Origin of the sequence: Catenovulum agarivorans DS-2, from assembly GCF_000568405.1 — a bacterium.
Taxonomy (GTDB): domain Bacteria; phylum Pseudomonadota; class Gammaproteobacteria; order Enterobacterales; family Alteromonadaceae; genus Catenovulum; species Catenovulum agarivorans_A.
The window spans coordinates 53,360-77,554 of the sequence record NZ_ARZY01000002.1 but is presented as its reverse complement, the minus strand read 5'-3'; the positions used below and the strand labels follow the sequence as shown (position 1 = coordinate 77,554).

Sequence of the window (24,195 nt, the reverse complement as noted above, 5' to 3'; positions counted from 1 at the left end):
ATCAGAAAACTTTTGCACTAAATTAATGTGAATATCGGTTTAAATCAGTTACGCTAACGGCATCGGCTGTGCTATAAAAACCAATTTGATAGTCTTTAAGTTCGTACAGTCTAAAGCTCAAAGCTCTATAACCGTTTAAGTATAGTGCAGCAACACCGGCTTCAGGGTCGGCAATTAGCTCACAATCAATCCCACTGGCTGCGTCTAACGGCAAACTGACTTTAGGATTAAATTGATTGTTTTCATCCGCATTAAAATAGAATTTTGCCTGATTGTTTGCCGCATCTAATTCAACATACGCACGTTTATCACCACCTTCAGCCAAAGGTTTGACCAGCGCTAAACCAAACTTAGCATCTGCATTCGAGCTTGATAGTTTAAAGCTCCAACGATTTTTAACATCTGAAGCTGCAAGCGTTGTTAAGCTTTGCGCTTGTAAATCAAAACCAGTTGCGGTTGCCGAGGCCGAACCTTCACTAAATACAGAATCTGTTACCATTGTTTTGGCTAAACCTGTACGTAATTTTTCCGGTAGATCAACGGCCAATTCACCGTCTTTTAATTTAACTTGGTGAACCATTAAGTCGCCACCCCAGTCAGGATTTGCACCGTCTTTACGGCCAAAGTTATGCGCTACCCAACCAAATAATAATCGTTCATCTGCATGCCCAGCGGTACGCGCAGCATAATAAGCTCGACCATCTAATGCGCTATTATTTGCCAATACCCAAGCGTCATTTTGTTTGGTTAATACTTTAACTTGGCGTGAATCGTCACGTTGGTCAGAAAAAACAATAAATGGTGTGCCATCTAACTCAAAATAATCAGCCACTTCTAAATTTAGGTTTGAAGTTTCAGTATAAAGTGGCGGCTGCGCACTCCAACTTGTTAAGTTTTCTGATGTATATAAACCAATTGCTGCTTTGTTTTGATAACGCGTGGTGATTAACATCCAATACTTGCTTTCCGCTTCATTCCAAAAAACTAACGGATCTCTAAAATCAAAATCGCTATAACCATCAGAGCCACTAAAAGTATCTGCCGGTATTGGCTGCCAGTTTGTTAAGGTGTTGTCGGTCGCCACAGCATGCATCACAGTTTCAACCGGAGTTAAGTCACGATTGTGACCTGTGTAAAACATATGGTAACTGCCGTCTTGTGCTTTAATTACACTACCTGAACCAATCCACTGATCAGCTTTGCTTGCATCACCCGAAGCTGGCAAAACAGTTTGAGGAAAACTAGAAGTTAATAAATCGGAGGTTTTGGCCATTGCCCAAGAATGGAAACCAAGGTTTTCTAGATAATAAATATAGTATTCACCATTATCATAAAACGGGTTTGGATCGCCCAAATCTAATACTAAGTTTTGATTGTGGCCACTATCACTGGTAACCACTGCAGAAGCAATTGGTTGCGCCGCAGCTCTATCGGCTTGGCGAATTTCATCAACTAAGACAAATGCAAGTGAACCGTCATCTTCGGCAGCATCATGCTGGTCGATTATTTCAATTACAGCTTGTTGGCCATTGAGTGCTGATACGTCCCAGCTGTGCCAATCAACTTTATTCTCTTCGCCATTGCCAGTTGCGTGGCGAACAATTTTTCCGTTTACACGCAATACAACCGCTGTTGCTTTGTCTGATGTATATTGGTTAGTACCGCCACCAATTAAAAAATTAATATAGTTTTTATTAATGACAAACTCAGGCGTGATCACAGAGCCTGTTGCAGCATCACCCAGCCAACCTAAATTGGTTCCATCTGCTTCAAATGCATCTGTTCGGCTAGAAAAAGCACGTTCACCAACATGGTTGGTAACATCTGCAGCCCACCAGCCGCCGTCGAGTTTAATCATATCGCCAGTGGCTCGAAAACTATGGTTTTGATAACTATTAAATTGACCACAACAAAACTCAAAACCCGCGATGTTTTGGTTTACATCCGTTTGGCGAACAAATGCCGCTTCACCTGTTGTTGCCGGTGCACTGGTTAATGTGGCTGAGGTTTTAACTATATTATTGGCCGAAGGTTGCACTGCAGCTTTGTCTGCCGCTCTAAATTCATCCGCTAGAATATACGCTAAACCGGCATCACTTCTATCGTCGGTATGCATATCAACAAATTCAATCCATGCGGTTTTACCTTGGTAGTCAGTAACGTCCCAAGTTTGCCAATCTATTGTATTGTGTTGATTATTACCGCTGGCGGTACGTACCACTTGATTATCAACCATCAGTAATACGCTGGTGGTATTTGCACTGCCATATTGGTTGCTGCCACCACCAACTAAAAAGTTAATGTACTTTTTATCAATGGTAAATTCTGGTGAGCGAATGCTCCCTGTAGCACTTGCGCCTACTTGTGCAGCTGTGGTGTCATCATCGCTGTCGTACCCATCACCGTAGCTAGAAAATACTCTTTCACCTATGTGCCCAGCTACATCTGCGCCCCAAAAACCGCCATCTAATTCAATAAAGTCGCCAGTTGCATTGGTAAATTCGTGTTCTTGATATGTGTCGTAACCACCACAACAAAATTCAAAACCTGCAATGTTTTGGTTCGCATCATTTGCTCGCACAAATAGACTCGCGCCTTCTGTTTCAGGCGTATCTGTTAAAACGATGTCTCCACCGTCACCGCCGTCTCCACCGTCACCGCCGTCTCCGCCATTTCCGTTGTTGTCGCCCGGATTTAATATATCGTCAGCTGTTTGCCCTTCTTCTAAAATAACAACTTCAACATTGTCATTGTTAACACTTTTCTCCCCGGGATCTGTCGTGTCTGTGCTACATGCAGATAAAATAGCGACTCCAGACAATAATGTGCATTGCTGAACTATCTTGTTAAGTTTAAATTTGTTAAGCATTTTACTAGCCTCTTCAATCATTTTTACAACGTTGTCATTCTTGTGGACAACTTTGTTGTGCTATAAGACTTTAAATTAACTCGTTAAACACTCATACAGCTTAGTAAAACTGTACGAATATGCAGAGAAATTTATCTATTTAGTGCAAGTTACTTTTACAACGTTGTCTATTTATAAACTAAATTATCGCCTATATCAAATATAATTTACAAAATGTAGCAATTTTTTAATCATTTTTTGAACAAAACCCAAGTTAATTTTGACAACGTTGCCCATTTTGGGGTTAAATAGGCCATTGTTTTTTCAGAATAATGTCTAATGGTTACGATAAAACAAGTCGCTGAATTGGCAGGTGTATCATTTAAAACTGTAGCTCGAGTTGTTAACAAAGAGCCAGGTGTTAAAGCTAGCAATGTTGAAAAAGTCGAAGATGCTATTGCCAAGCTGGGTTATAGGCCAAATAAAGCAGCCAGTTTAATACGTAAAAAACAAAGTGATATTATCGGTTTTATCTCCGACGAGATCTCCACTACTCCTGCTTCAGTTGCCATTTTAAAAGGTGCACAAGATATGGCTTGGGAGCAAGGTAAAACCCTAATGGTTTTTAACCTAGATCTTAAACACCCAAACAAAGACAAACTGTATGAAGAGTGCCTGCAGCACCGCTCTGAAGGCATCATTTATGGCGCTATGTATCATCAGTCAGTTGAATTTTCTGAATTATTTAAAACCTTACCGACCGTATTAGTGAATTGTGTTAGCGCCCAGAACGACTTTACCTCAATAGTACCAGACGACGAGCTTGCGGGTTATTACGTCACCAAACAACTCTTGTACAAAGGCTATCGCCGTATCGCTTTTTTAAACTTAAATCCTGAAATAATGGCGGCACAACAACGCCAACAAGGTTTTTTAAAAGCCATGCAAGAATATGGTATACCTGAAGAGCAATGGCATATTGATACGATTGAAAAAGTGGTTGAAGGCCGTACCGTCAATATTGCCGGAGAAGTGGCAAAACAAGTAATACAAGAATTCAAACCTGATGCAGTATTATGTGGTAAAGATTTAGCCGCGATAAAAGTCTATCTAGTCTTGGAGCGATTAGGCTTAACCATAGGTAAAGATATTGGGGTCGCTAGCTTTGACAATTGGCACGATATTCCAGAAATATTAGAACCACAACTTTCAACTATGGCACTTCCCTACTACGAAATGGGACGTATGGCAGTTGCCCAAGTGCTGGGTTTGATAACGAATAAAAACAAAGCTCACCAACCGACTCATTACAAAGTGCCTTGCTTGCTGTTTGATCGAGAATCATTTTAAGCATTTTAATTGGGTCAGAATCATATATGAACCAATAAATATAAGGTTCAGCAACTGAGTCACTGCACCTTATTTTGGTTAAGTTAACTTTATTATTTAGCACTACTGCTCAAATGCACGTGGTCAAAACTAACAAACCCACAACCGCCTTGTTCTTCATCAAACACAACCACTTGCACAAATTGGCCAATATAATCTGTTAAATCGATTGTTTGCCAATGTTGGTCACCCAAAATACGCGAGTCAGCACAGGAGTTTGGCGTAAATTGTGTAATGACAGCATCGTTTGCAGGATTAATGACTCTTAAACCAACAGGCGCACTGCCATTGCCACCTGACATTAAAAAGTTTAAGTGTGGGCGAGCTGCATCTATTTTAAATGTTGGAGAAGTTAACGTACCCACTGGCTGGTCACAACCATTCGCATTATTGTTTAACTCACAAGTACTCACCGCATTTGTACCCACTTTTGCTGCATCATTAAAACTGGAAGTGCCAGCCCAAGCAGTATCATCAACTGGGTTTGCAAAATCGCCTGTTGCTGACCAACCATCTGTTAACATTGCAGTAGGGCTGTCAAAACTACCTATCACTTGCGTAAACGAATCGGCATTCACAGTAATATTGGTAAGTGTTTGATCTGGATTTGCTTCAGCGTAATCTGTCGCAGTGAAGTTAAAATCTACATAGTTGGGGTCAACTGCTTGTCCCGAAGTTAAATGAACATGATCAACACTAATAAAACCACAACCACCCGCTTCATTGTCGAACACTTGTACTTTTACTTGTTGGCCGACATACGCCGACAAATCAATGGTTTTCCAATGACTATCGTTTTTGACGTAAGCATCGCCACAAGTACCAGGATTTAACCTTGCGAGTTCAGCATCGGTTGTATCTAACACCCGAATGCCCACATCATTCGTCATTTCGGCGTTACCACCAGAAATTAACATGGCTAGGGTAGATTGTTCTGCGCTTACATCAAATAACGATGAGGTAAGCGTACCCGTACTCGCATCGCACGGATTGCCGTTTAACTCACAAGTCGTCGTGCCACCATTACCTACTCGTGCAGCATCTGCTCTAGCGGTCGTTAAACTATGCCATGCGTCTGCTGATGCCGGATTTGCAAAATCACCGGTTGCAACCCAGCCATCCGTAATCATTGCTTGTGCATCATCAAATGAACCAATGACATTTGAATCAGAATCTTGATATGGCAAACTTACGCCGTATGTTAAGTTGGCACTTTGCTCTGCAGTTAAAGTGACAGTGCCGCCGTCAATCATACTATCGTCTTTGGCTGCATCACTTTGGAATAAATGGTCAAAACTGACAAACCCACAAGCGCCCGACTCTTCATCGTAAAATTGTGCTCGAATATTCGCGCCTTTTAATACGCTGGCTTGTATTACCGTCCAATCGTCATCACCATCAATATTTGCTGGGCCACAACTCGCTGGTGAATAGTTATGTAATAAATTCCCCGCTGTATCTAGCACTCGAATACCAACAGCCTTGCTATTGTTTTCGCCACCGGCGAGCAAGGTATATAAGTTGTCTTTAGTTAAGGTAAATATTGGCGAAGTTAAACGACCTGTGCTTTGGTCACACCCCTTGGCATTACCATTCATTTCACAGGTGCTTACTGCGCCATCACCTATTTGTGCAGAAGCACTATTTATCGTTGTACCACGCCAAGCACCTTCGGTAGCAGGGTTGGCAAAATCACCAGAAGCCGACCAACCTTGTGCAAGCGTAGTTTGTGCGCCATCAAACCTACCGACAACAAGTGAGTTGTTTTGACCATCAGCAGGTAAATTTACGTTGTATATTTTGTTGGCTTTAAACAAAATGGAGGTCGACATCGCAGGTTGACCAAATAATTCAGGGTCAACTTGAGAAAAAGCTTGCGGAGCTATACTAAAGGTGACCAATTGATCTTGGTTTTGATAGCCCTCAGCAGTACCTGAAAGTTGAATATCAACTTGATTGTTAGCGACTCTAGTTAAAGTAAAATCTAGACCAGCTGGTAAGTTTTGTGCTGTCCAATGTGCTTTATCAACAGGGTCTACAAAGGTGTTATTGGTTAAGGCAACTGAAATAACCTGCCCCGCTTCTGAACCTTCACTTATGTTAGCTTGCGTATCTCCACCAATGGTTAACTCGGCAGAGGTGACCGCTTCAACTTCAGCAGTAATAGTTGGGGCCAAACCTTTGACCTCAAGAGGTAGAGGTAAAGATACAAATTGGTCAGACGCCACAGCGAGTTCGATATTAGAAATATTATTATCAAAATCATCGCTAGAGTTGCCAGATAAGGTAATTTCAGCCGTCGCATCATCAATACGATTAATGCTACCTAAGCTCACACCATTTGGTAAGTTTGTCGCTTGCCAGCCGGCAATATTGAGCGTTTGCGCAAAGGTGTTATTGGCAACACTAACGGTAATAATTTCACCATCTTCTTTTCCTTCAACAATACCATCGGCATCAGCTTTCGCAGCAATAAAGGTGCGTTTATTTTGCATGTCAGCCAATTGATACACCTGTATTTGGGTAAATCTGGTATCTGCTGCTTGCGAGTACAGAGCGATATTGTTGCTGTCGTCTTTTGTCGGATATATTCTAAAAGAAAAAGCCGCTTTGTCGTTGATAAAAACATCAACCACAGAACCATCAACAAATATATGGAATTTTTCTGGTTTACCAAAAGCGCTTTCGTCATAGCTACCCGCTTGTTCAGTTAGCTCAAATGCACTGCTAGAAGTTGTTGATTTTGTTTTATCTAATACAATATTTTTGTTGATCGCATCGTAATAAATAACCGTTTTTTCTTGCCCATCAGCAGAAGCAGCAATTACAACACCATACTTGTTCGCTGTGTCGCTAGCATCTAATTCAGCGATAATTTCTACACGACGTCCTTTCGCCTCTAGCAAAGTTTCACCATTCACTATCAAGTTAGATTGCTCGCGGACACTGTTGTTTAAACGTAAATCACTCAACTGCGCTGCAGGCGCTTGTTGAATTGTCGCACCGTCTGCTGCTAACGACCAAACGCGAGGCGCCGAAAAAGTTTGAGTCCAACCAGCCGCTAATTGAGCTTCAGATGAACGTCTTTCGTCGACTATACCAATAGCTGTTAATAAACCATCGGCATTACGCGCAACCGTTGGTGATATATGACCGACAATTAAATCTAAATATTTTGCTTGGGTATCGTCCGGTACAAACTGGCCATTGCTCCAACTACCAATCCAATATAAACCTCTAGGCTTATAACCATTGCCAACCGGATTAACCAACAGCATGTACTTGTCGTCAGAAATTTTTTCAAAAACAGGCATTTCCCATAAAACACTGGCCAACCCGTCTTTAGAACCATCAGGAGCGGTAAGAACTGAAAAATCAGCCATGAAGGAACTGCTTTGCCAGCTGTTAATGTCCGAAATATCAGAGGTAGAAAGATGCAGCAAGGCGCCATGTCCGCTCTTTATTGCGCCAACTATCATGTGCCAGGTATCACCGTCTTTCCATAAATAAGGGTCGCGCATATCGTCAACCCCAGTTCGATCAATAATCGGTCCTAGCTTTGTCCAAGTTTGTAAATCAGCATCCGTGCTCGTTGCGACCGCTACACCTGGGTTAAAAGGCCCTGTATGATTCACATTAGTATAAAACGCATAGGCTGTGTCACCTTCAACAACCACATCACCTGACCATATACCCTTCATATCAAACCCGTTAGTACCGCCCTGCTCTACCTCAGGCCAGAGCGCATCTTGCATATGTGTCCAGTTAACAAAATTATCCGACATCATATGACCCCAATGCATTTGGGTTTTAAACGGGCCGTTAGGAGTACGTTGATAAAACATGTGATATTGGCCATTAAACTCAACTAAACCGTGTGGTTCGTTGGCCCAATTGGCTGGCGGCATCGCATGAAAAATAGGTCTGTTCGGATCATCAATAAAACGGCTCTCAGGTGTTTCCAACGAGATTGTACCTAACGGATGATTGTCATCTTTTATCTGAATATTTGCCGTAAATGCTTCAGCCAATTTGCTGCCTTGGTAAATTTTAACTTCGTCAAACGCGCCGTTTAATCCATTTATCACTGAAAATGGCCCTGAAGATGTGGTTGCATGACTTTTTGCAATTAGCAAACTAGAATCAACGTTGTCAATTTTACCACCAATAGGGTTCGCCTCTGTTGAAGCAACTTCTACACCATTTAAATAAAGTTTGATACTACCGTTAAAACCATCTACCACAGCGGCAACATGGTTCCAGCTATACAGAGGGAAAACTTCTGGTGCTGGTAAGTTATACATAGTGCCATCAATTGACACATTAAATTGCCATTGACCAAATGTATTAATATCTAAACTAAAACCTTTGCCATCTTTCATTTTTGAAATAAACGAGGCTGGCGATAAATTCGCATGGCCGGTTTCGTGATCACTCGGATAACTTTCTAATGCAACCCAAGTCTCTATGGTCATTTCAGATAAATTGGCTAAATCAGGGTTGCCCGTCACCCATGTAGAAAAACCATCAGTGCGTAATGCATTCCCTTGAACACCTAACACTCGTTCTGGTTTTAAAAACGTATTGCTTACACTATAAGCAGCTTGATTAACTTGGTTTATAGCTTCAGAGCTTCCGGTTTGCTCGTCAAAATTTAAATAAACCATTTGTGTTAAAGCGACTGGTTCTTCAGGCGATGGTGATGGTGTCGGCTCTGGGGTTGGGGTTGGTTCTGGTTGACTAATAACCTTTACATCCGACGCGTCGATAGTTGCTTTATTATCGAGTATGCAACCGCTTAATGAACTAGTTGCCAACGCAACTAGGCTTAATTTTAATATATTACTTGTATTCATAAATTTTCCAATAGTGCTGAACAGAAGAAAAAAAACAACGTTGTTAAATATTACACAAACAACAGTAAAATTACAAGATTTTAACTTTAATGCTCGAGCACAGCGTATTATCGAGCCAAAACAGACTCAGAACGAACTGAATATGCAGATGCATAACACTATTTCAGCAGCATCACTGCAGAAAAAGTAAAAAAAATGTGACATTCTGTTGAAAAACACAACAACCACGCCTAGTATAAACAACGTTGTTTTGAATTTAGCAACAAACTAAACCTCAGCACACAAGGGTTCATATAATGAAAATTTTTAATTCAAAACCAGTTTACACGCTACAACTCAATAGCATTAAAGCCTGTTTAGCCGCAAGTTTACTGCTGTCTCAATCTGTGAATGCAGATCCGCTGTTTGCCTTGCTCTATGACGAAGCAAACGGAACGCAAAATACACAAGATGTGATAAACGCAACGACATTCTCGACGCACTACACCAATAACCCACCAGAACGCACACCAGGTATATATGGTAATGCACTGCGTACCGACGGTTATTCAACTTGGATGACAGGCCCATTTAACTTAACTCAAGCAAATGCTTTAACATTTGAAACTTGGGTAGCATTAGAAAGCTATCCTTCTACTCATGAAAATAACCATATCCCTTCTTCGTTATGGCATCAGAAAAGTGGCACAAATGGTTTTAATTTTGGCATTAATACCTACGGAACTTGGTGGTTCACGGTTAATATTAATGGCCAAGAATACAGTGTTACTGCACCAGATACGTTCCCGCTATACGACTGGACACACCTAGCGGCAACCATTGATAACGGCCTGATAAAACTGTTTGTTAACGGGCAAAAAGTCGCGGAACAATTTACTCAAACTGGCGATGCTATTTTAGCGCCAGCTACAGATATGGTGATTGGTCGCAGCTTGACCCCACAAATAGATGGCGTATTTGAAATTAATGCAATTAACGCTGCTTACGATGAAACTAAAATCCACGATGTTGCGATAGCCGAAAGTGCATTTGTTGGTGCGTATGACGCAGGCAAAAATACCCCATGGCAGCCTTCATTAGCCGTACCAGACACTCGTTTTGCCGATGACAATTTAAGACCACGTTACCATGCAATGCCACCAGCCAACTGGACAAATGAGCCGCATGGTTTGGTTGAGTACAATGGTAAATTTCATATGTTTTACCAGCGTACACCTAATGGCCCTTATAAGACCATGATGCACTGGGGTAATATGGCCAGTGATAATTTACTTGTTTGGGAAAATCTAAAAGACGCTTTTTATCCTAGGCAAAACATTGGCGGAGCTAATGGCCTGGGCTCTAAAGGTATTTGGTCAGGCGATGTTGTAGTGGACGACTTTGGTACCGCCCATGCTTTTTATACAACAGTAAATTACAATGGTGATTACAACCCAGGTGTAGCTTGGGCAACCAGTACAGACGCTAAACTAGAAAACTGGACACTGCACGGCGGTATAATCGATAAAAACGATCCAAACCCTGGTGCAATTGCTGATTTTAGAGATCCCTACATTTTTAGAACTGGCAATACTTGGCATATGCTGATTGGCGCGGGTATAGGATCAAGCGGCGCTGTTGAATATTATACAACTGACGATATCACAACAGGTAACTGGCAACGCGCTCCACATAGTTTTTCATCGATACCCTATGGACAAATGGGCATTGGCGCCGGTATATGGGAAATGCCAGTGTTCGAATTTATTGGCAAACACAATGGCGTAGACAAATACGCACTGGTTGTTGCGCCTATCGGCGGTGCAATGAATAAAACAGTTGCCCCCTATGTTAGAAGCGTATATTGGATTGGTACTTGGCAAGAAAACGTTAATGGCAATGCCGGACAATTTGTGCCTGACTTTTCTGCACCGAAAAATTTGGATGTGATCCACGGGCACCTATCGCCTACCCTTGTACGCGATGACCAAGGGCAACTCACCTCAATTGGCATAATTGACGAGCGTACCAACTCACAAATGCAAAATGATTTAGGTTGGGCACATGTATTTAGCTTGCCTAGAGAATGGCGCTTACTTGACGATGGATTAACCATTGGCCAAACACCAGCTGGAAACCTCAAAGACTTACGCATTAATAGCTCATTAATAACTGAAAGCAATATATCAGTTGCAAATGAATACAAACTTGCGGCTAGTGGCAACCAAGTAGAAATGCTCATCGAAGTTGACCCAAACAACACAGCAGATGAATATGGTTTTTATATCAGCACTTCTGCTGATAAATCTGAGTTGACCAAAATTTATTATGATGGCGAAGACATAGTCATAGATAAAACCAAAACCACGCTGACCGCTGGCATGGAAGAAACAGGCATTTATAAAGACAGATACGATGAAATCGCCTTTGGTAAACCGAGTAAGTTTCAAGTGTTTGTTGATCACTCAGCGATTGCCGTGTTTATCAACGACAAAGCTGTATTTGAAAATAGAATATACCCATCAAAAGCCGACAGCGTAGATTTATACCTATATTCAAATGGCGGTACAACTGATTTTAATCAAGTCGATGTTTACCAACTTGGCGACGCCGATGCTACTGAGCATAGCATTATTGAACTGTCATTTGACGGTGAAATACTCGAAGAAGCTGAGAATGGTGAAGTCATTACTGCAACCCTGCAAAACAATCAATTCAAATCAGTATTAGATGTCAACCAATGGACTTTTAGTGGCTTACCAGTTGGTGTGAGCATTGGCAGCATATCACGCGTCTCTGATACCCAAGTGGATATAACACTATCGGGCAATACAACAGGCGACTACGACGCCAACATCTTAAACGCCACATTAAGCGTAAATGGTAATCAGCTAGTCAACAGCCAACTGCCAGAAGTGGTGAATGCCAACGGTGTTGAATTTACCGCTAGCATAGAGCCGGTGACACAAATATCTTTAAGTTACGACGGCCAAATAACGGAAGGAAGTGAAGATGGTGAAGTAATTACCGTTTCTTTGGTAAATAATAGCTTTGATACATTTAATGCAGCTGACTGGACAATCTCCAACCTGCCTGCGGGTGTGGGTTACCAAATAACCATTCAAGACAGCCAAACAGCGGTAATTACACTAACTGGTAACGCATCAGATTACGATGTTGATATCAATGATTTAACGGTCGATATTGACCCTTCAGCATTTTTATACACTGATCCTGAACTGTTCGGTTCGTCCGTACACACCAGCAGCGGTGTTGAATTTAGCGCAACCAATGGTGTATTAAATTACGACTTTGAAACAGGCTATTTAACCAATTGGTGCGTAGTACAAGGTGACGCCTTTAAAGATGAAGATGTTTCAACAGCAACCCACTGGTTTGCAGGACAATTTAATTTACATGGTTTTTATCACCTTTGGAGCTTTTTCGATGGTGGCGATAGTGACACAGGAGAAATGCGTACCGGTAATTTTGTCTTGGAAGGTGATGGCCAAATAAAATTTCTAATATCCGGCGGGCGCGATTTAACTAACTTATATCTGACACTCGTTGATGCGAATACCGATACCGAACTTTTATGGGCGACAGGTGCCGACAGAGAAACCTATGAAGAAAAAATTATGGATGCTTCTGCTTATATCGGCCAATCGGTTTATTTAAAACTAGTCGATAACAGCACAGGTGGTTGGGGTCATATCAACCTTGACTATGTTCGCGTGCCAGTAGCTGATAGCTTGTCTGGTCAATTCCCTTCTGCTGGGCCAGGTAATCCACCCACCAGTATCAGCTTAAACGGCGGGGCACAGTCTTTAACCACGGGTGAGTCATTAAGTCTTACTGCAACGGTATCGCCAACAAACACTTGTGATGCAAGCGTTAATTGGTCATCAAGCGCACCCCACGTTGTAAGTGTAAATAAAAACGGTGTTATTACCGCTTTAAGCGCTGGTACTGCAACCATTACCGCAAGTACTTTCGATGGTGCACTGACTGATTCAATTTTGGTCACTTCTTCAGCCTCTACTGCACCAACAGAGCTAGTACTAGATTTTGAAACAGGTGACTTAAGCGGTTGGACAACCACAGGTTTAGCATTTTCAGCTGCAGATATATCTACGGCAACAACCTATTGGGGTACAGAGCAATTTAACCACCAAGGAACATATCATATGTGGTCGTTCCAAGATGGCGGTGACAGCCAAACCGGTAGCATGCGCACCAATGATTTTGTCTTAGGTGGTGACGGTCAAGTTAAGTTCAAAGTTGGCGGTGGCGATAACATCAACAACTTATATGTTGCTTTAGTACGTAGTTCTGACGATGCCATTTTGTACAAAGCAACTGGTAGCAATATGGAAGGTTATATAGAAACTGTATTTGATGCCACAACCTACATAGGCGAAACATTATATTTAGAGGTAGTGGATAATGAAACAGGTGGTTTTGGACATATCAATATTGATGACGTACGCATCCCCTTGTATGTCATACCACAACCTCTAGTATATGACTTTGAAAGTGCTGATTTGTCTGACTGGACAATTACAGGCAATGCTTTTTCTACAGCCGACTTGGCTACAGAAACATGCTATTGGACTGAATGTTATCCATTTAACCACCACGGCAATCAACATTTATGGGGATTTAAAGATGGTGGTGACAGCCAAACTGGCACAATGCAATCTGCAACATTTAAGTTAAGTGGTAACGGGCAAATACCGTTGCTTATTAGTGGTGGTGATTTAGCTAGCCTAACCTATGTCGCTTTAGTTGACGCCTCTAGCGGGCAAGAATTGGTCAAAGTAACAGGCAACAATAGCGAGGCTTACCAGCGAAAAGTAATAGATGGCACTGACTACATAGGCCAGAACCTCTATTTAAAAGTAGTTGATAACGCAACTGGCGGATGGGGTCATCTAAATATTGACCATATATTAGTACCAGTTGAATAGTAACTAAACCTTACCTCACAAGGACGTGAGGTAAATAATCTATCATCATATATCACAAATGCCATTTTGATATATCTTAGCTAATCAAACTTGTACTCTTTTGAACACCATGATATGTTTTTATATATTTTTTTACTAATGATATATTAAAGCACATCAACATGAGCTATATAACAGAGCAAATACTGACAAGCCTTAGAGAAGCCCGCACACGTAAGGGATTTAGCCAGAGAGAGCTGAGCGCTCGTTCTGGAGTACCACAAAGTCATATCTCAAAAATCGAGTCTGGTGGTGTTGACCTAAGAGTTTCCAGTTTAATTGCACTCGCCCGAGTACTCGACCTAGAACTATTTGTCGCACCTAAAAAGTCTGTTCCTGCAATAAAGTCGATTATACGAAGTAGCAAAGGTAATCATGATGACGGTGAGCTACAATCACCAGCGTACAATTTAGATGAAGACAGCGATGACTAACAATGTATCCACGTTAAACGTTTTGCTCTACGGTGAACCTATTGCGACACTGACCAACGTTGGTAATGATAGAACGCTATTTGCCTTTATGGATTCGTATATTAATGACGAATCACGGCCTGTGTTAGGGCTTGGCTTTAAAGATTCGCTTGGTGACTTGCTGACTAATTTCAAACCAACCCAAACTAAGTTAACACCGTTTTTTTCCAATCTACTGCCAGAAGAAACAATGCGCCATTATCTGGCAGAGCGTGCAGGTGTGAATCCAGCGCGGGAATTTTTTCTATTATGGGTGCTAGGACAAGATTTAGCAGGCGCGATAACCGTTGAACCGGCCGATGGTGAAGCGCTGCCGCCTAACGTACATCAAGAAGTTAAAGATGAAACTCAACTCGAAGCACCTATGCGCTTTTCATTGGCAGGTGTACAGTTGAAGTTTTCAGCCGTACAGCATGCCAGTGGTGGTTTAACAATTCCGGCTACCGGTAAAGGTGGCTCATGGATTGTAAAATTGCCATCCTCTCGCTTTGAAGCTGTACCAGAAAATGAGTATTCGATGATGGAATTAGCTCGAATGTTGGGAATGGATGTGCCCGAAACTCAATTATTACCCATCAATCAGATTGCTAATATCCCAGCCGGAATCGGCAAGTTCGGCTCTTATTTTAACAATGCTCAAGCCTTTGCGATTAAGCGTTTTGACCGTGCTAATGATCAAGCAATACACATTGAAGATTTTGCGCAAGTCTTTGGTATATATCCACAAGATAAATACAAAAAAGCCAGTATGCGTAACATCGCTCAAGTTATAGGCATAGAGGGCCAAGAGGAAGATATTGCTGAATTTACTCGCAGGTTGGTATTCAATACGCTCATTGGCAATGCTGACATGCATTTGAAGAATTGGTCTATGATATACAAAGACAAACGCACCGCCTCAATTGCTCCGGCTTATGATTTTGTATCAACCATTCCCTATATTCCCGATGATAATGCCTCGTTAAAAGTTAGCCGCAGCAAAAAATTTAGTGATTTTACGCTTGATGAGTTATCACACTTAGCGGCCAAAGCCATGTTGCCAGAAAAGTTAGTGTTGGATACGGCTAAACAAACAGTGGCGCAGTTTTACGAAGTATGGGCGAAAGAAAAAGCCCATTTACCGCTAACAAAATCTATGATTGAAGCAATTGAAAAACACCTGAGAGGGATACCGCTGCGTAGCGGGTAGCGTTTAGTAATACACTCTACTTCACTGTTGCACACATATGCTTTAGCTAAGTCGTTACTTGCAGGCTCTAAAATTTTCGATAATCTGTCATTCAAACATTTTTCTCTGTAGTACTTTTTATTGAGCAGTTTTCGGATAACAGGAAAACATATAATCGCAACTGCAAATGCAATTAAAACATTTCCACCTGTAGGGTAAGACGTAAAGGCAGCGGCAGCCATCAAGCTTAAAACACGTATTTACTGAATTCTTTGGGCTTCGTAGTTTTACCAAAGTATTAATTTTAATTGGTTTAGTCTCCGCTATCGCTGGTATCAGAATAATTTTCAGACGAAGTGGTACTGGGCTTAAAATTTGTGTCTTGCATACCACTTAACTTAGCAAAGCTTCTTAACGTTTTAGCGGTAAAATCAACATTTTTTTCGAACAATGATTTTGCGATAACTTGACGGAGCTCAACATATCTTTGCTGTGATATATCGATATCACTTTGCTTACAAAACATCACTTGAGAGACTTCGCACATATATCGGTAAAACCACCTCCCCCTTTGTAGGCTGTTATCGACTTGCTTTTTTGTATAAAAATCGTTTTTACCATACGAGCAAGCCAATTTTATCGATAAATCATTCGCTAACTTTCTAATAATCATTTTTTGTATAATGTTTACCATTTGAGCATACCTACACAGTTTTAATCTTAATCACTGACACCAACACTGCTTGGAATGAATTTTTCATACATAAAACAAATTGGAATAAACAATTCACAATTAGAGCAATCTAAATAAACCCTAACATAATAGCTATCACTAACCGATTCTATGGGTAATCGTTTTAACGATACTACATTTTTCCAAGCAATAAACACCGGTCCACAAAATATAAGTGTATAAAAGTAGATATGGATACCTTTTTCATTCAACCAAACTAAACCAAACAAGCTATTTTTGTTAATCCCAATCTGGTTTTCACAGGTATGTCCCTGCCACTTCAACTCAGGAACTCGAGGTCGGTTTTTACGCTTAAATTTAATATAGTCTGTAGTCGTTAACTGTTTAGCTATTAAGTACTGCCTATATGTGTTGTAACAACCCAATAGCACAAAATTAATAAACAACACGATAAGCACATTACTTACGGTATAAGCTCCGTTGCTGAAAATACCTAACAAAATAAACGTACAGAATAATAAAATGAGAAACCTCAAAACTCCGAACCAAAGGGATTTATGCACTATTTATCTCTCCTTATTAAATCGGGGCGAATAATTTTTCTCCGCCAAATAGTGCCTATAGTGGCTATAGTGGCTATAGTGGCTGAATTGTAATGGTCTGTTTAAATAATAAAATGATGTGAATGTATTTTAGTAAAAGCACGAAGTTCCTGATGAACTCCGTGCTGAGATGTGATCCTGCGCCAGCTGAGGTGAACTACTGCGCGAGCTGAGTCGCACTCATATGAATGTGGTCAAATGCTAAGAAACCACAGCCGCCCGATTCATTGTCAAATAACTGAACTTGGACGCTTTGGTCAATATAATCAGACAAATCTAAAGTATGCCAGTTGGTGTCAACTACCCCACCAGCGCCTAACCAAGCTTGGTTACAGGTTTGTGGTTGGGTAACGGCAATTTCTTCACCATTTGCATTTAATACTTTTAAGCCAACTGCTTTGCCTGCATCGCCGCCGCCTAAATTAACGTTTAAATAAGGGCGCTCAGCATTTACCACAAATTGTGGTGAAGTGAGTGTACCAGTGGGAGCGTCACAACCACTCGCGTTGTCATTAATTTCACAAGTAGAACCCGCTGATAAACCTATAACCTGCGCATTTTTTTCACCATTGTCGCCAGAGTGATTATCTGGTAAAAATGTCCAAGCAGATGTGCCCTCAGCCGGAACAAAATCACCCGTTGCCTGCCAACCACTCGCGATCATTGCTGATGGGTTGTCAAAACTGGCTATCACTTGGGTAAAACTATCATCCGCAACTGTGACATTAGCAACACTTTGGTCTGGGTTACTCTCTTTGTAATCATTTGCTGGGCCAGCGGTTGAGCTCATATGTAAATGCTCAAAGGCGACAAAACCGCAGCCAGCTTCTTCATTATCGTAAATTTCTACTCGGACATTTTGACCAATATAATCTGTTAGATCGTGAGATACCCAATTATGATCACCTTTTATAAATGCATCTCCACAGGTGCCCGGATTGTAACTGGCAATTTCACTGCCATCTGCAGCTAATATTTTCATCCCTACATTATTGCTGCCTTCAGGGTTACCACCCGATAGCAAGATATTTAAAATAGGACGCGCTTCGTTCACCAAAAATAGCGGCGATGTGAGTGTACCTGTTGGCGCATCGCAGCCAGCTTCATTTTCGTTGATTTCACAAGTAGATGCCGCGTGCAAACCAACTACACCAGCTACCGGTGTTTCACCTGTCATGTTGTTGTCAGGTAAAAACGCCCAACTAGTCGCACTAGCCGGTGATGCAAACGCACCAGTGGCGCTCCAACCACTGTCTAACATGGCCAATGCATCATCAAAGCTGCCGATAACCTGCTCAAAGGAGTCGTTTGATACACTTACGTTTAGCAAGGTTTGGTCGACATTCGTTTCTGAATAATCGGTTACTAGTGAATCAAACGCACTCATATGCAAATGATCAAAGGCAATAAAACCGCAGCCTGCTTCTTCGTTATCAAACAGCTCAACTTGAACAAATTTTCCAGCATATGCAGTTAGGTCGATAGTTTGCCAATCATCATTTGATTTATTCCAAGCTCCAGCACAATTACCAGGATTTAATCGAGTAATTTCATTGCCACTTTCGTCTAATACTCTCAAACCAACATCATTGCTTCCCTCTGGATTACCGCCAGACATTAGTAGCCTTGCGTAAGGACGAGCAACTTCCACTTTAAAAAATGGTGATAATAAAGTTCCCGTTGGGCCATCACATCCTTGGGCATTTTCATTAATTTCACAGGTTGAAACACCATGCAAACCGACAAATGCGGTTGGCTCTGTTTCGTTAGTTGCTTGGTTATCCGGTAAGAACGCCCAGCTTGCTTCGCTTGACGGATTAGCAAAAGCGCCACTTGCAACCCACCCCGCATCCAATGTAGTAACCGCATTGTCAAAACTACCAATTACTTGAGCAAATGCATCCGGCGCAACACTCACATTGTTCAATGTTTGATTAACATTGCTCTCTTGATAAGACTCTTTTGGTGGTTCCGGTGGATCGGATATCACCACCTCTGAATTACCCGGCTGCACAGATAGTGCAGGCGCATCTTCGATTCCGGTTTTGCAACCAGCAAGCGCAATAGTTAAAGCGGTTAAACCCGCGATAGAACTTAAATTTTTCATTTCTGATCCCCATGAATACAAACATTAACAACGTTGTCTTATGTAAATGTAGAAATTTAAATAATAACTCCGCCGTGTCATGTTCAAATTACTTTGAGTTACAAGGTGCTGCTTGCAACCCAACAAATTAACAACGTTGTTTTAATATATTTAATAACAACCTTATTTGCAACATTTACAACAAATATTTTACCTACGGTTTTGTAATAACAATTACTTGATTTAATGAAACCTGCTGCTTTGATGTTGTACTGCCATCTGGCCATACAATTTCAACGCGCGTTATGCCCTGAGCTTGGCCTAATCCAAAATAAACAAGCGTTGGGTTATTCGACATATAGTTAGAGTTTAACGTTAGCCATTTTGTTTGGCTGCCAACATCTGTAACCACTGTCACTTTTGCGCCTATCGCATTGCGATTAGTCCCTGACTGCTTAAGTTGAACGGTTAAATAATTACCTTGATTATTGTTCCTATACAACTGAGGTGCTTTACCGTTGTGGGCAATTAGGATGTCTTGGTCACCATCGTTATCAAAATCAAAACAACTTATCCCGCGGCCTTGCCCCGTATGTGATATGCCCCACTCAACCGACTCTTCGGTAAAAGTGCCATTTTGTTGATTGATGTATAAAAGGCTTGGATCTGTAAAAAATTGGCTAACTTCAGATTCACTGGCAATGCGTCCATCTGTCATGCCATTGGTATGGAAAATATCCTCCCAGCCATCTTGGTTGAAGTCTGCAAAACAAGCGCCCCAACCCCAATAACCAAAGCGCACGCCAGCCTTGTCGGTTGTATCCACCCAAGTGCCGTTATCATTACGATATAATCGATTGCCTGACTCGCCACCGTCATATGCTTTATGTTCCGATGGGTTCCATATTGACGAAACAAACCAGTCTAAATCACCGTCATTGTCGTAATCACCTAATGCACTGCCCATACCGTTTTCATCGGTTATACTTGCTGGGGTCGCATCAATAAAACCCGCGTCACCGGTATTTTTTAGCACTTGTGAAGTTCCAAAATCTGCCGCAATAAGTATGTCCAGTAGGCCGTCTTGATCGTAATCGTAAAATGCTGGGGTAAATTGCATATCTATATCACCATAAAGCTGTGAGCTGCGTGGTGCCGGCAATAGATGGCTTACGTCGGTAAAAACGCCATTGTCATTTCGCCACAAATTCTCTCGGCTCACTGGTTTAATTCGCCCTGTATTCCAATGAGTTACGTAGAGGTCTAAATCACCATCAGCATCATAATCACCTGCGGCAATTGAGTGCGAAAACCGACTAAAACTCAAACCTTTTTTACTACTGTCTTCAACAAAACCATTTCCAGCTTGATTGATAAATACTTGCAAATAACCCATGCTGATATCGTCATTAAGCACAATTAAATCAGGCCAAGTATCAGCATTTAAATCGATAAATATCGAACTAAATTGGATACCTTTCAAACTGCTTAACTGTGTTGATGTAATTTCTTGGTAGACCCCTTGGTTATTTCTAAATAGCTTGCCTGGTTGATTGCCATGGCTCACAAATATATCTAACCAACCATCTTGATCGATATCGGCAACACTGACCCCACCAGCAATGGTATGCATTTCATCGGTAAATTCAGCAGCGGCTAAATTATAATCGAACCCTGTTAATGAACTTACATGAGTAAATGCCGTCGTCTCGTCAACAACTTGGCCTTGCTGTCCGCCGTTGTTGGTAGCTGGCTGCCATGTACTTATCTGTTCATCAAAAGTAGCAAACTGTGCGGGCAATATTGCGAGTGCTTCGGCCGAATTTGAGCCTGTTTCAACCCAAGGTTGCAAACACGCAGCATCTTTAGTGCATGGGTCTGTTAATGTGGTTAAAAAAGCAACCAAATCATTGATATTGTTTTGACCAAATACAGATGTTGCCAATAAATCTCTATCTTCAGAGGTTTGCCATATTTCAAATGCGCGGCTGCTGCGCTCTTGATTGCGCTGTGCGTCTACCGGCAAATGGGCAAATTGTGGATTGTCAGTTAACGAATAATCGAATTCAACGAGTGCAGATTCAACACCCACATGATGTTTTACCATTTGCGCTAAGGTTAAATACGCGCCCGAGTGCCCGTAAGGTGCTGTCACCTCTATGTTCAATAAACTGGGTGTACGGAAACTATATTTGTCTTGCTGCAACGAGGTGACCAGTGCACGACCCGTGTCAAAAGCAGCGGTATTTTTACCTCGGCCAATTTGCGGCACCGCAATATTGTGAAATTGATTATCGGTAAAACCAGCTCCGCTATGGCAAACATTACAACCATAACCACCTTGCCCAAGCGGTTTGTAAAACAATAATGCACCTTTTTTGGCTGATTCAGAAATAGCAGATGTGTCGCCCGCTAAATAATCAAACCAAGGGGCGTTGATAAAAACTTGCGATTTTTGATAGTGGGCTAAAGCTTTAGCTATGTTATCAACTGTCAGCAAATCAGCTGCATTTTCATCGCTGCCATCTGCAAATGCGGCGGTAAAAAGATCTAACCAAGCTTGTTTCTGTTTAAGCTTTTCAACTAATAATTGACGTTTTTCGGTGTTGGATTTACCAGCATCACTGCCATGACCAAACATTTCATTGGTTGATACTATTGGAAATCTCGCTTGGGCTTCAACTAAATCATCACCTACACTTGGGTCTGTTTGTTTTGCCACACTATCAGGTGTTTTTATCCCGTTAGTTAAGCGCTCAATTCTGCCATCCCAAAACATATGCTCTGTGTATACGTGCAAGTTAAAGGTGGTTTGGGCGTTACGTGGAACATTTGGCCCACCATCGGCTAACGGATCTTTAACTCGTTCTCCGTCGTGTGTACGACCTGGTCCTATCACTTTAATATCAAGCGCATCTACACCAACAGGCAACGACAATGCATCTCCACCACCTAACTGTGGATGATGACAAGATACACAAGCTACATCGTCTTGCATGCTTAGATCTGTGCTAAAGAACAAAGCTTTGCCTAACTCAAAAATTGCACCTTGTGCGGCTAAATTATGTTGAGGTTTGACTGTATTAGCATCAAAAGTTGCAAGTGCAGCCAAATTTGCAATTTCATCATCTATAGTTTGTTCAGTTTGTGGTTGTTCGTGGGTTGGCGTGTCAGTGTTGACATTGGTAGCATCAGAATTTGAGCCGCCGCCGCAAGCTACAACAATAGGCAAGAACAAAACAAAATATAAATAACGCATATCGACCTCTAAAAAAGCAGAGTGTTACTGCACTGGGCAGCAACACTCTCAAAACAGATTAATAACCTGGGTTTTGCACGTATTCTTTACCGTTACGGCTTAATACGATTTGCTCTAACGGAATAGGTAAATATTCATGTTTACCTGGGCTAAACTCTGCACCGGCTAGATATACTTTGCGCTCACGCTCAGTTGGAAAATAACTGTTGTTTAGCCAAGAGGCTGCAATTCCCCAGCGCACTAAGTCAAAGAATCTATGCCCTTCTAAACCAAGCTCTAAACGACGTTCCCAACGTAACGCTTTACGCGCTTCGTCTTGGTCAACAAATGCTTGGCTATACTCTTCAACTTTGTAGTTACTTTGCACGCCAGCAGCGACCAATTTGTCAGTACTGTTTTTCGCACGCGCACGCAATTGATTAATCAATTCTCGTGCTTTTTCTAAATTGTCATTACCGCCAATTTCAATCAAAGCTTCTGCTTGCATCAACAATACATCTGAATAACGTAAAATCGGTGTATTCATTGAAGTTAAAGTAAATGGTTTAACGTCGTTATTACCGTTTTTCATTAAACAATTACACGAAGGCAGTTCTAACTCTTTTATCGAGGTGTGTGAACCATATTGGTCAGCTTTACGCGCCCAGTCAGCCCCTTTATGAACAACATTTGAGTCATATTTAACAGGCTTATCTTCCATCGCGACCGTATGGTCTAAACGAGGGTCAACTGGATCAGCATATACGTATATGCTGTCGTTATAGCTGTCAAACAAAGGTAAACCAGTCGTCGCATCTGTTTTAAACGCGTTAACAAAGTTATCCGTCGGCACATGGAAACCACAACAACCATAAAAACCATCAATTTCAGCTTGTGGACCATTTAACGCAAAAGCAAACGCGCCTTTACCATCTTGCGAACCATCTTGTTGAGAACGTTGAATAGAAAAGACAGACTCTTTACTATTTTCGAATTCGTACAAAAAGTTATTCGCGTAATCTTCATTTAATGCATATTCACCCGATGAAATAATGCTTTCGGTTAAGCTCACAACGTCTGCCAATTCACTTTGGTTAATACTGGTAACTTGATGATTTTCATCTTGGACATAAGCTTTAAACAATAATGCTTTTGCCTGGAAAGCTTGCGCTGAGTATTTATTCGCACGACCAACATCTGCTTGCACCGCAGGAAGATTATTTGCAGCAAATGCAAACTCATCAACAATAAACTGCCAAGTTTCTTGGTCTGTCATATCTCTATTACCGATTTGTGCTACCTCTGCAGGCAAAGCATCAGCTGGTACAATCGGGATATGTTTATAATGAATTTTCAGCCAAAAGTAGAAAATACCACGGACAAATCTCAATTCAGCTTCTTTTGCTGGTTCATCTACATCCGCCGCTTGCATGGCTGATAACGCTGCATTTGCGCGCGACACTGCTGCGTACCAACGCACCCATTGATTATTGTTGATATCAATAAAGTCTCGCGGCAATTGAGATAAATCAGGTTTTAAACCGGTAAATACCGACAGTTCATGACCCCATTGCACATCATCAATACCATCACCACCTTTATGAGCATCACCCGCACGCAAGTTACCGGTTAACCAAAATGAATGTGGGATTGAATAGTGATCATTGCCTAAAAATGCATAGGCCGCGATAACCAAACGATCAATGTTGTCTTCTTCTGTTACTGCGTCTGGGCCTAAAACTGCTTTTGGTTCTGGTTCATCTAAATCTGCACCACATGCAGCTAACAAACCGGCCAATACTGACGCACTGATAAGTTTCTTTAAGTTTTTCATAATCTTCTCTCTAAATACT

General features: G+C 41.5%; 10 protein-coding genes. 4 read left to right on the top strand and 6 right to left on the bottom strand.

Annotated features, from left to right (window positions below):
• Positions 1–22: 22 nt before the first annotated feature.
• Complete coding sequence (locus DS2_RS01935) at positions 23–2,869, bottom strand: lipoprotein (RefSeq protein WP_035012927.1); 2,847 nt, start codon at positions 2,867–2,869, stop codon at positions 23–25.
• A 318-nt stretch (positions 2,870–3,187) separates the two neighbouring features.
• Between DS2_RS01935 and DS2_RS01930 the strand changes: the two genes are divergently transcribed.
• Positions 3,188–4,198 (top strand): LacI family DNA-binding transcriptional regulator, encoded by a 1,011-nt coding sequence (locus tag DS2_RS01930; protein WP_051479528.1) that lies wholly within the window; start codon positions 3,188–3,190, stop codon positions 4,196–4,198.
• Between the two features lie 92 nt (positions 4,199–4,290).
• Here DS2_RS01930 and DS2_RS01925 read toward each other — a convergent pair whose 3' ends face one another.
• The gene (locus tag DS2_RS01925; RefSeq protein WP_035012926.1) at positions 4,291–9,093 is read right to left on the bottom strand and encodes a GH32 C-terminal domain-containing protein; all 4,803 of its coding nucleotides are present in this window, start codon (positions 9,091–9,093) and stop codon (positions 4,291–4,293) included.
• 296 nt (positions 9,094–9,389) lie between these two features.
• Here DS2_RS01925 and DS2_RS01920 point away from each other — a divergent pair, with 296 nt between their 5' ends.
• The 3 genes from DS2_RS01920 (at position 9,390) to DS2_RS01910 (ending at position 15,743) form a co-directional block, all read left to right on the top strand.
• The gene (locus tag DS2_RS01920) at positions 9,390–14,042 is read left to right on the top strand and encodes a GH32 C-terminal domain-containing protein (protein WP_035012924.1); all 4,653 of its coding nucleotides are present in this window, start codon (positions 9,390–9,392) and stop codon (positions 14,040–14,042) included.
• A gap of 161 nt (positions 14,043–14,203) precedes the next feature.
• A complete protein-coding gene (locus tag DS2_RS01915) occupies positions 14,204–14,515 on the top strand; it encodes a helix-turn-helix domain-containing protein (RefSeq protein WP_035012923.1) in 312 nt (103 codons plus the stop codon).
• On the top strand, positions 14,508–15,743 hold the full coding sequence (locus DS2_RS01910) for a type II toxin-antitoxin system HipA family toxin (protein WP_035012922.1): 1,236 nt from the start codon (positions 14,508–14,510) through the stop codon (positions 15,741–15,743). Before DS2_RS01915 ends, DS2_RS01910 begins: the two co-directional genes overlap by 8 nt.
• A 292-nt stretch (positions 15,744–16,035) precedes the next feature.
• On the opposite strand, the gene DS2_RS01905 is transcribed toward DS2_RS01910, so the two are convergent.
• The 4 genes from DS2_RS01905 to DS2_RS01880 form a co-directional block, all read right to left on the bottom strand.
• Entirely contained in the window at positions 16,036–16,416 is a 381-nt protein-coding gene (locus DS2_RS01905; protein ID WP_035012921.1) for a DUF6559 family protein, read from the bottom strand.
• A 759-nt stretch (positions 16,417–17,175) separates the two neighbouring features.
• Positions 17,176–19,125, bottom strand: coding sequence for a hypothetical protein (locus DS2_RS01895; RefSeq protein WP_051479527.1), 1,950 nt, complete (start codon positions 19,123–19,125; stop codon positions 17,176–17,178).
• 193 nt (positions 19,126–19,318) lie between these two features.
• The gene (locus tag DS2_RS19570; RefSeq protein ID WP_051479526.1) at positions 19,319–22,363 is read right to left on the bottom strand and encodes an FG-GAP-like repeat-containing protein; all 3,045 of its coding nucleotides are present in this window, start codon (positions 22,361–22,363) and stop codon (positions 19,319–19,321) included.
• A 58-nt stretch (positions 22,364–22,421) separates the two neighbouring features.
• On the bottom strand, positions 22,422–24,176 hold the full coding sequence (locus tag DS2_RS01880; RefSeq protein WP_035012919.1) for a RagB/SusD family nutrient uptake outer membrane protein: 1,755 nt from the start codon (positions 24,174–24,176) through the stop codon (positions 22,422–22,424).
• Between the last annotated feature and the right edge of the window lie 19 nt (positions 24,177–24,195).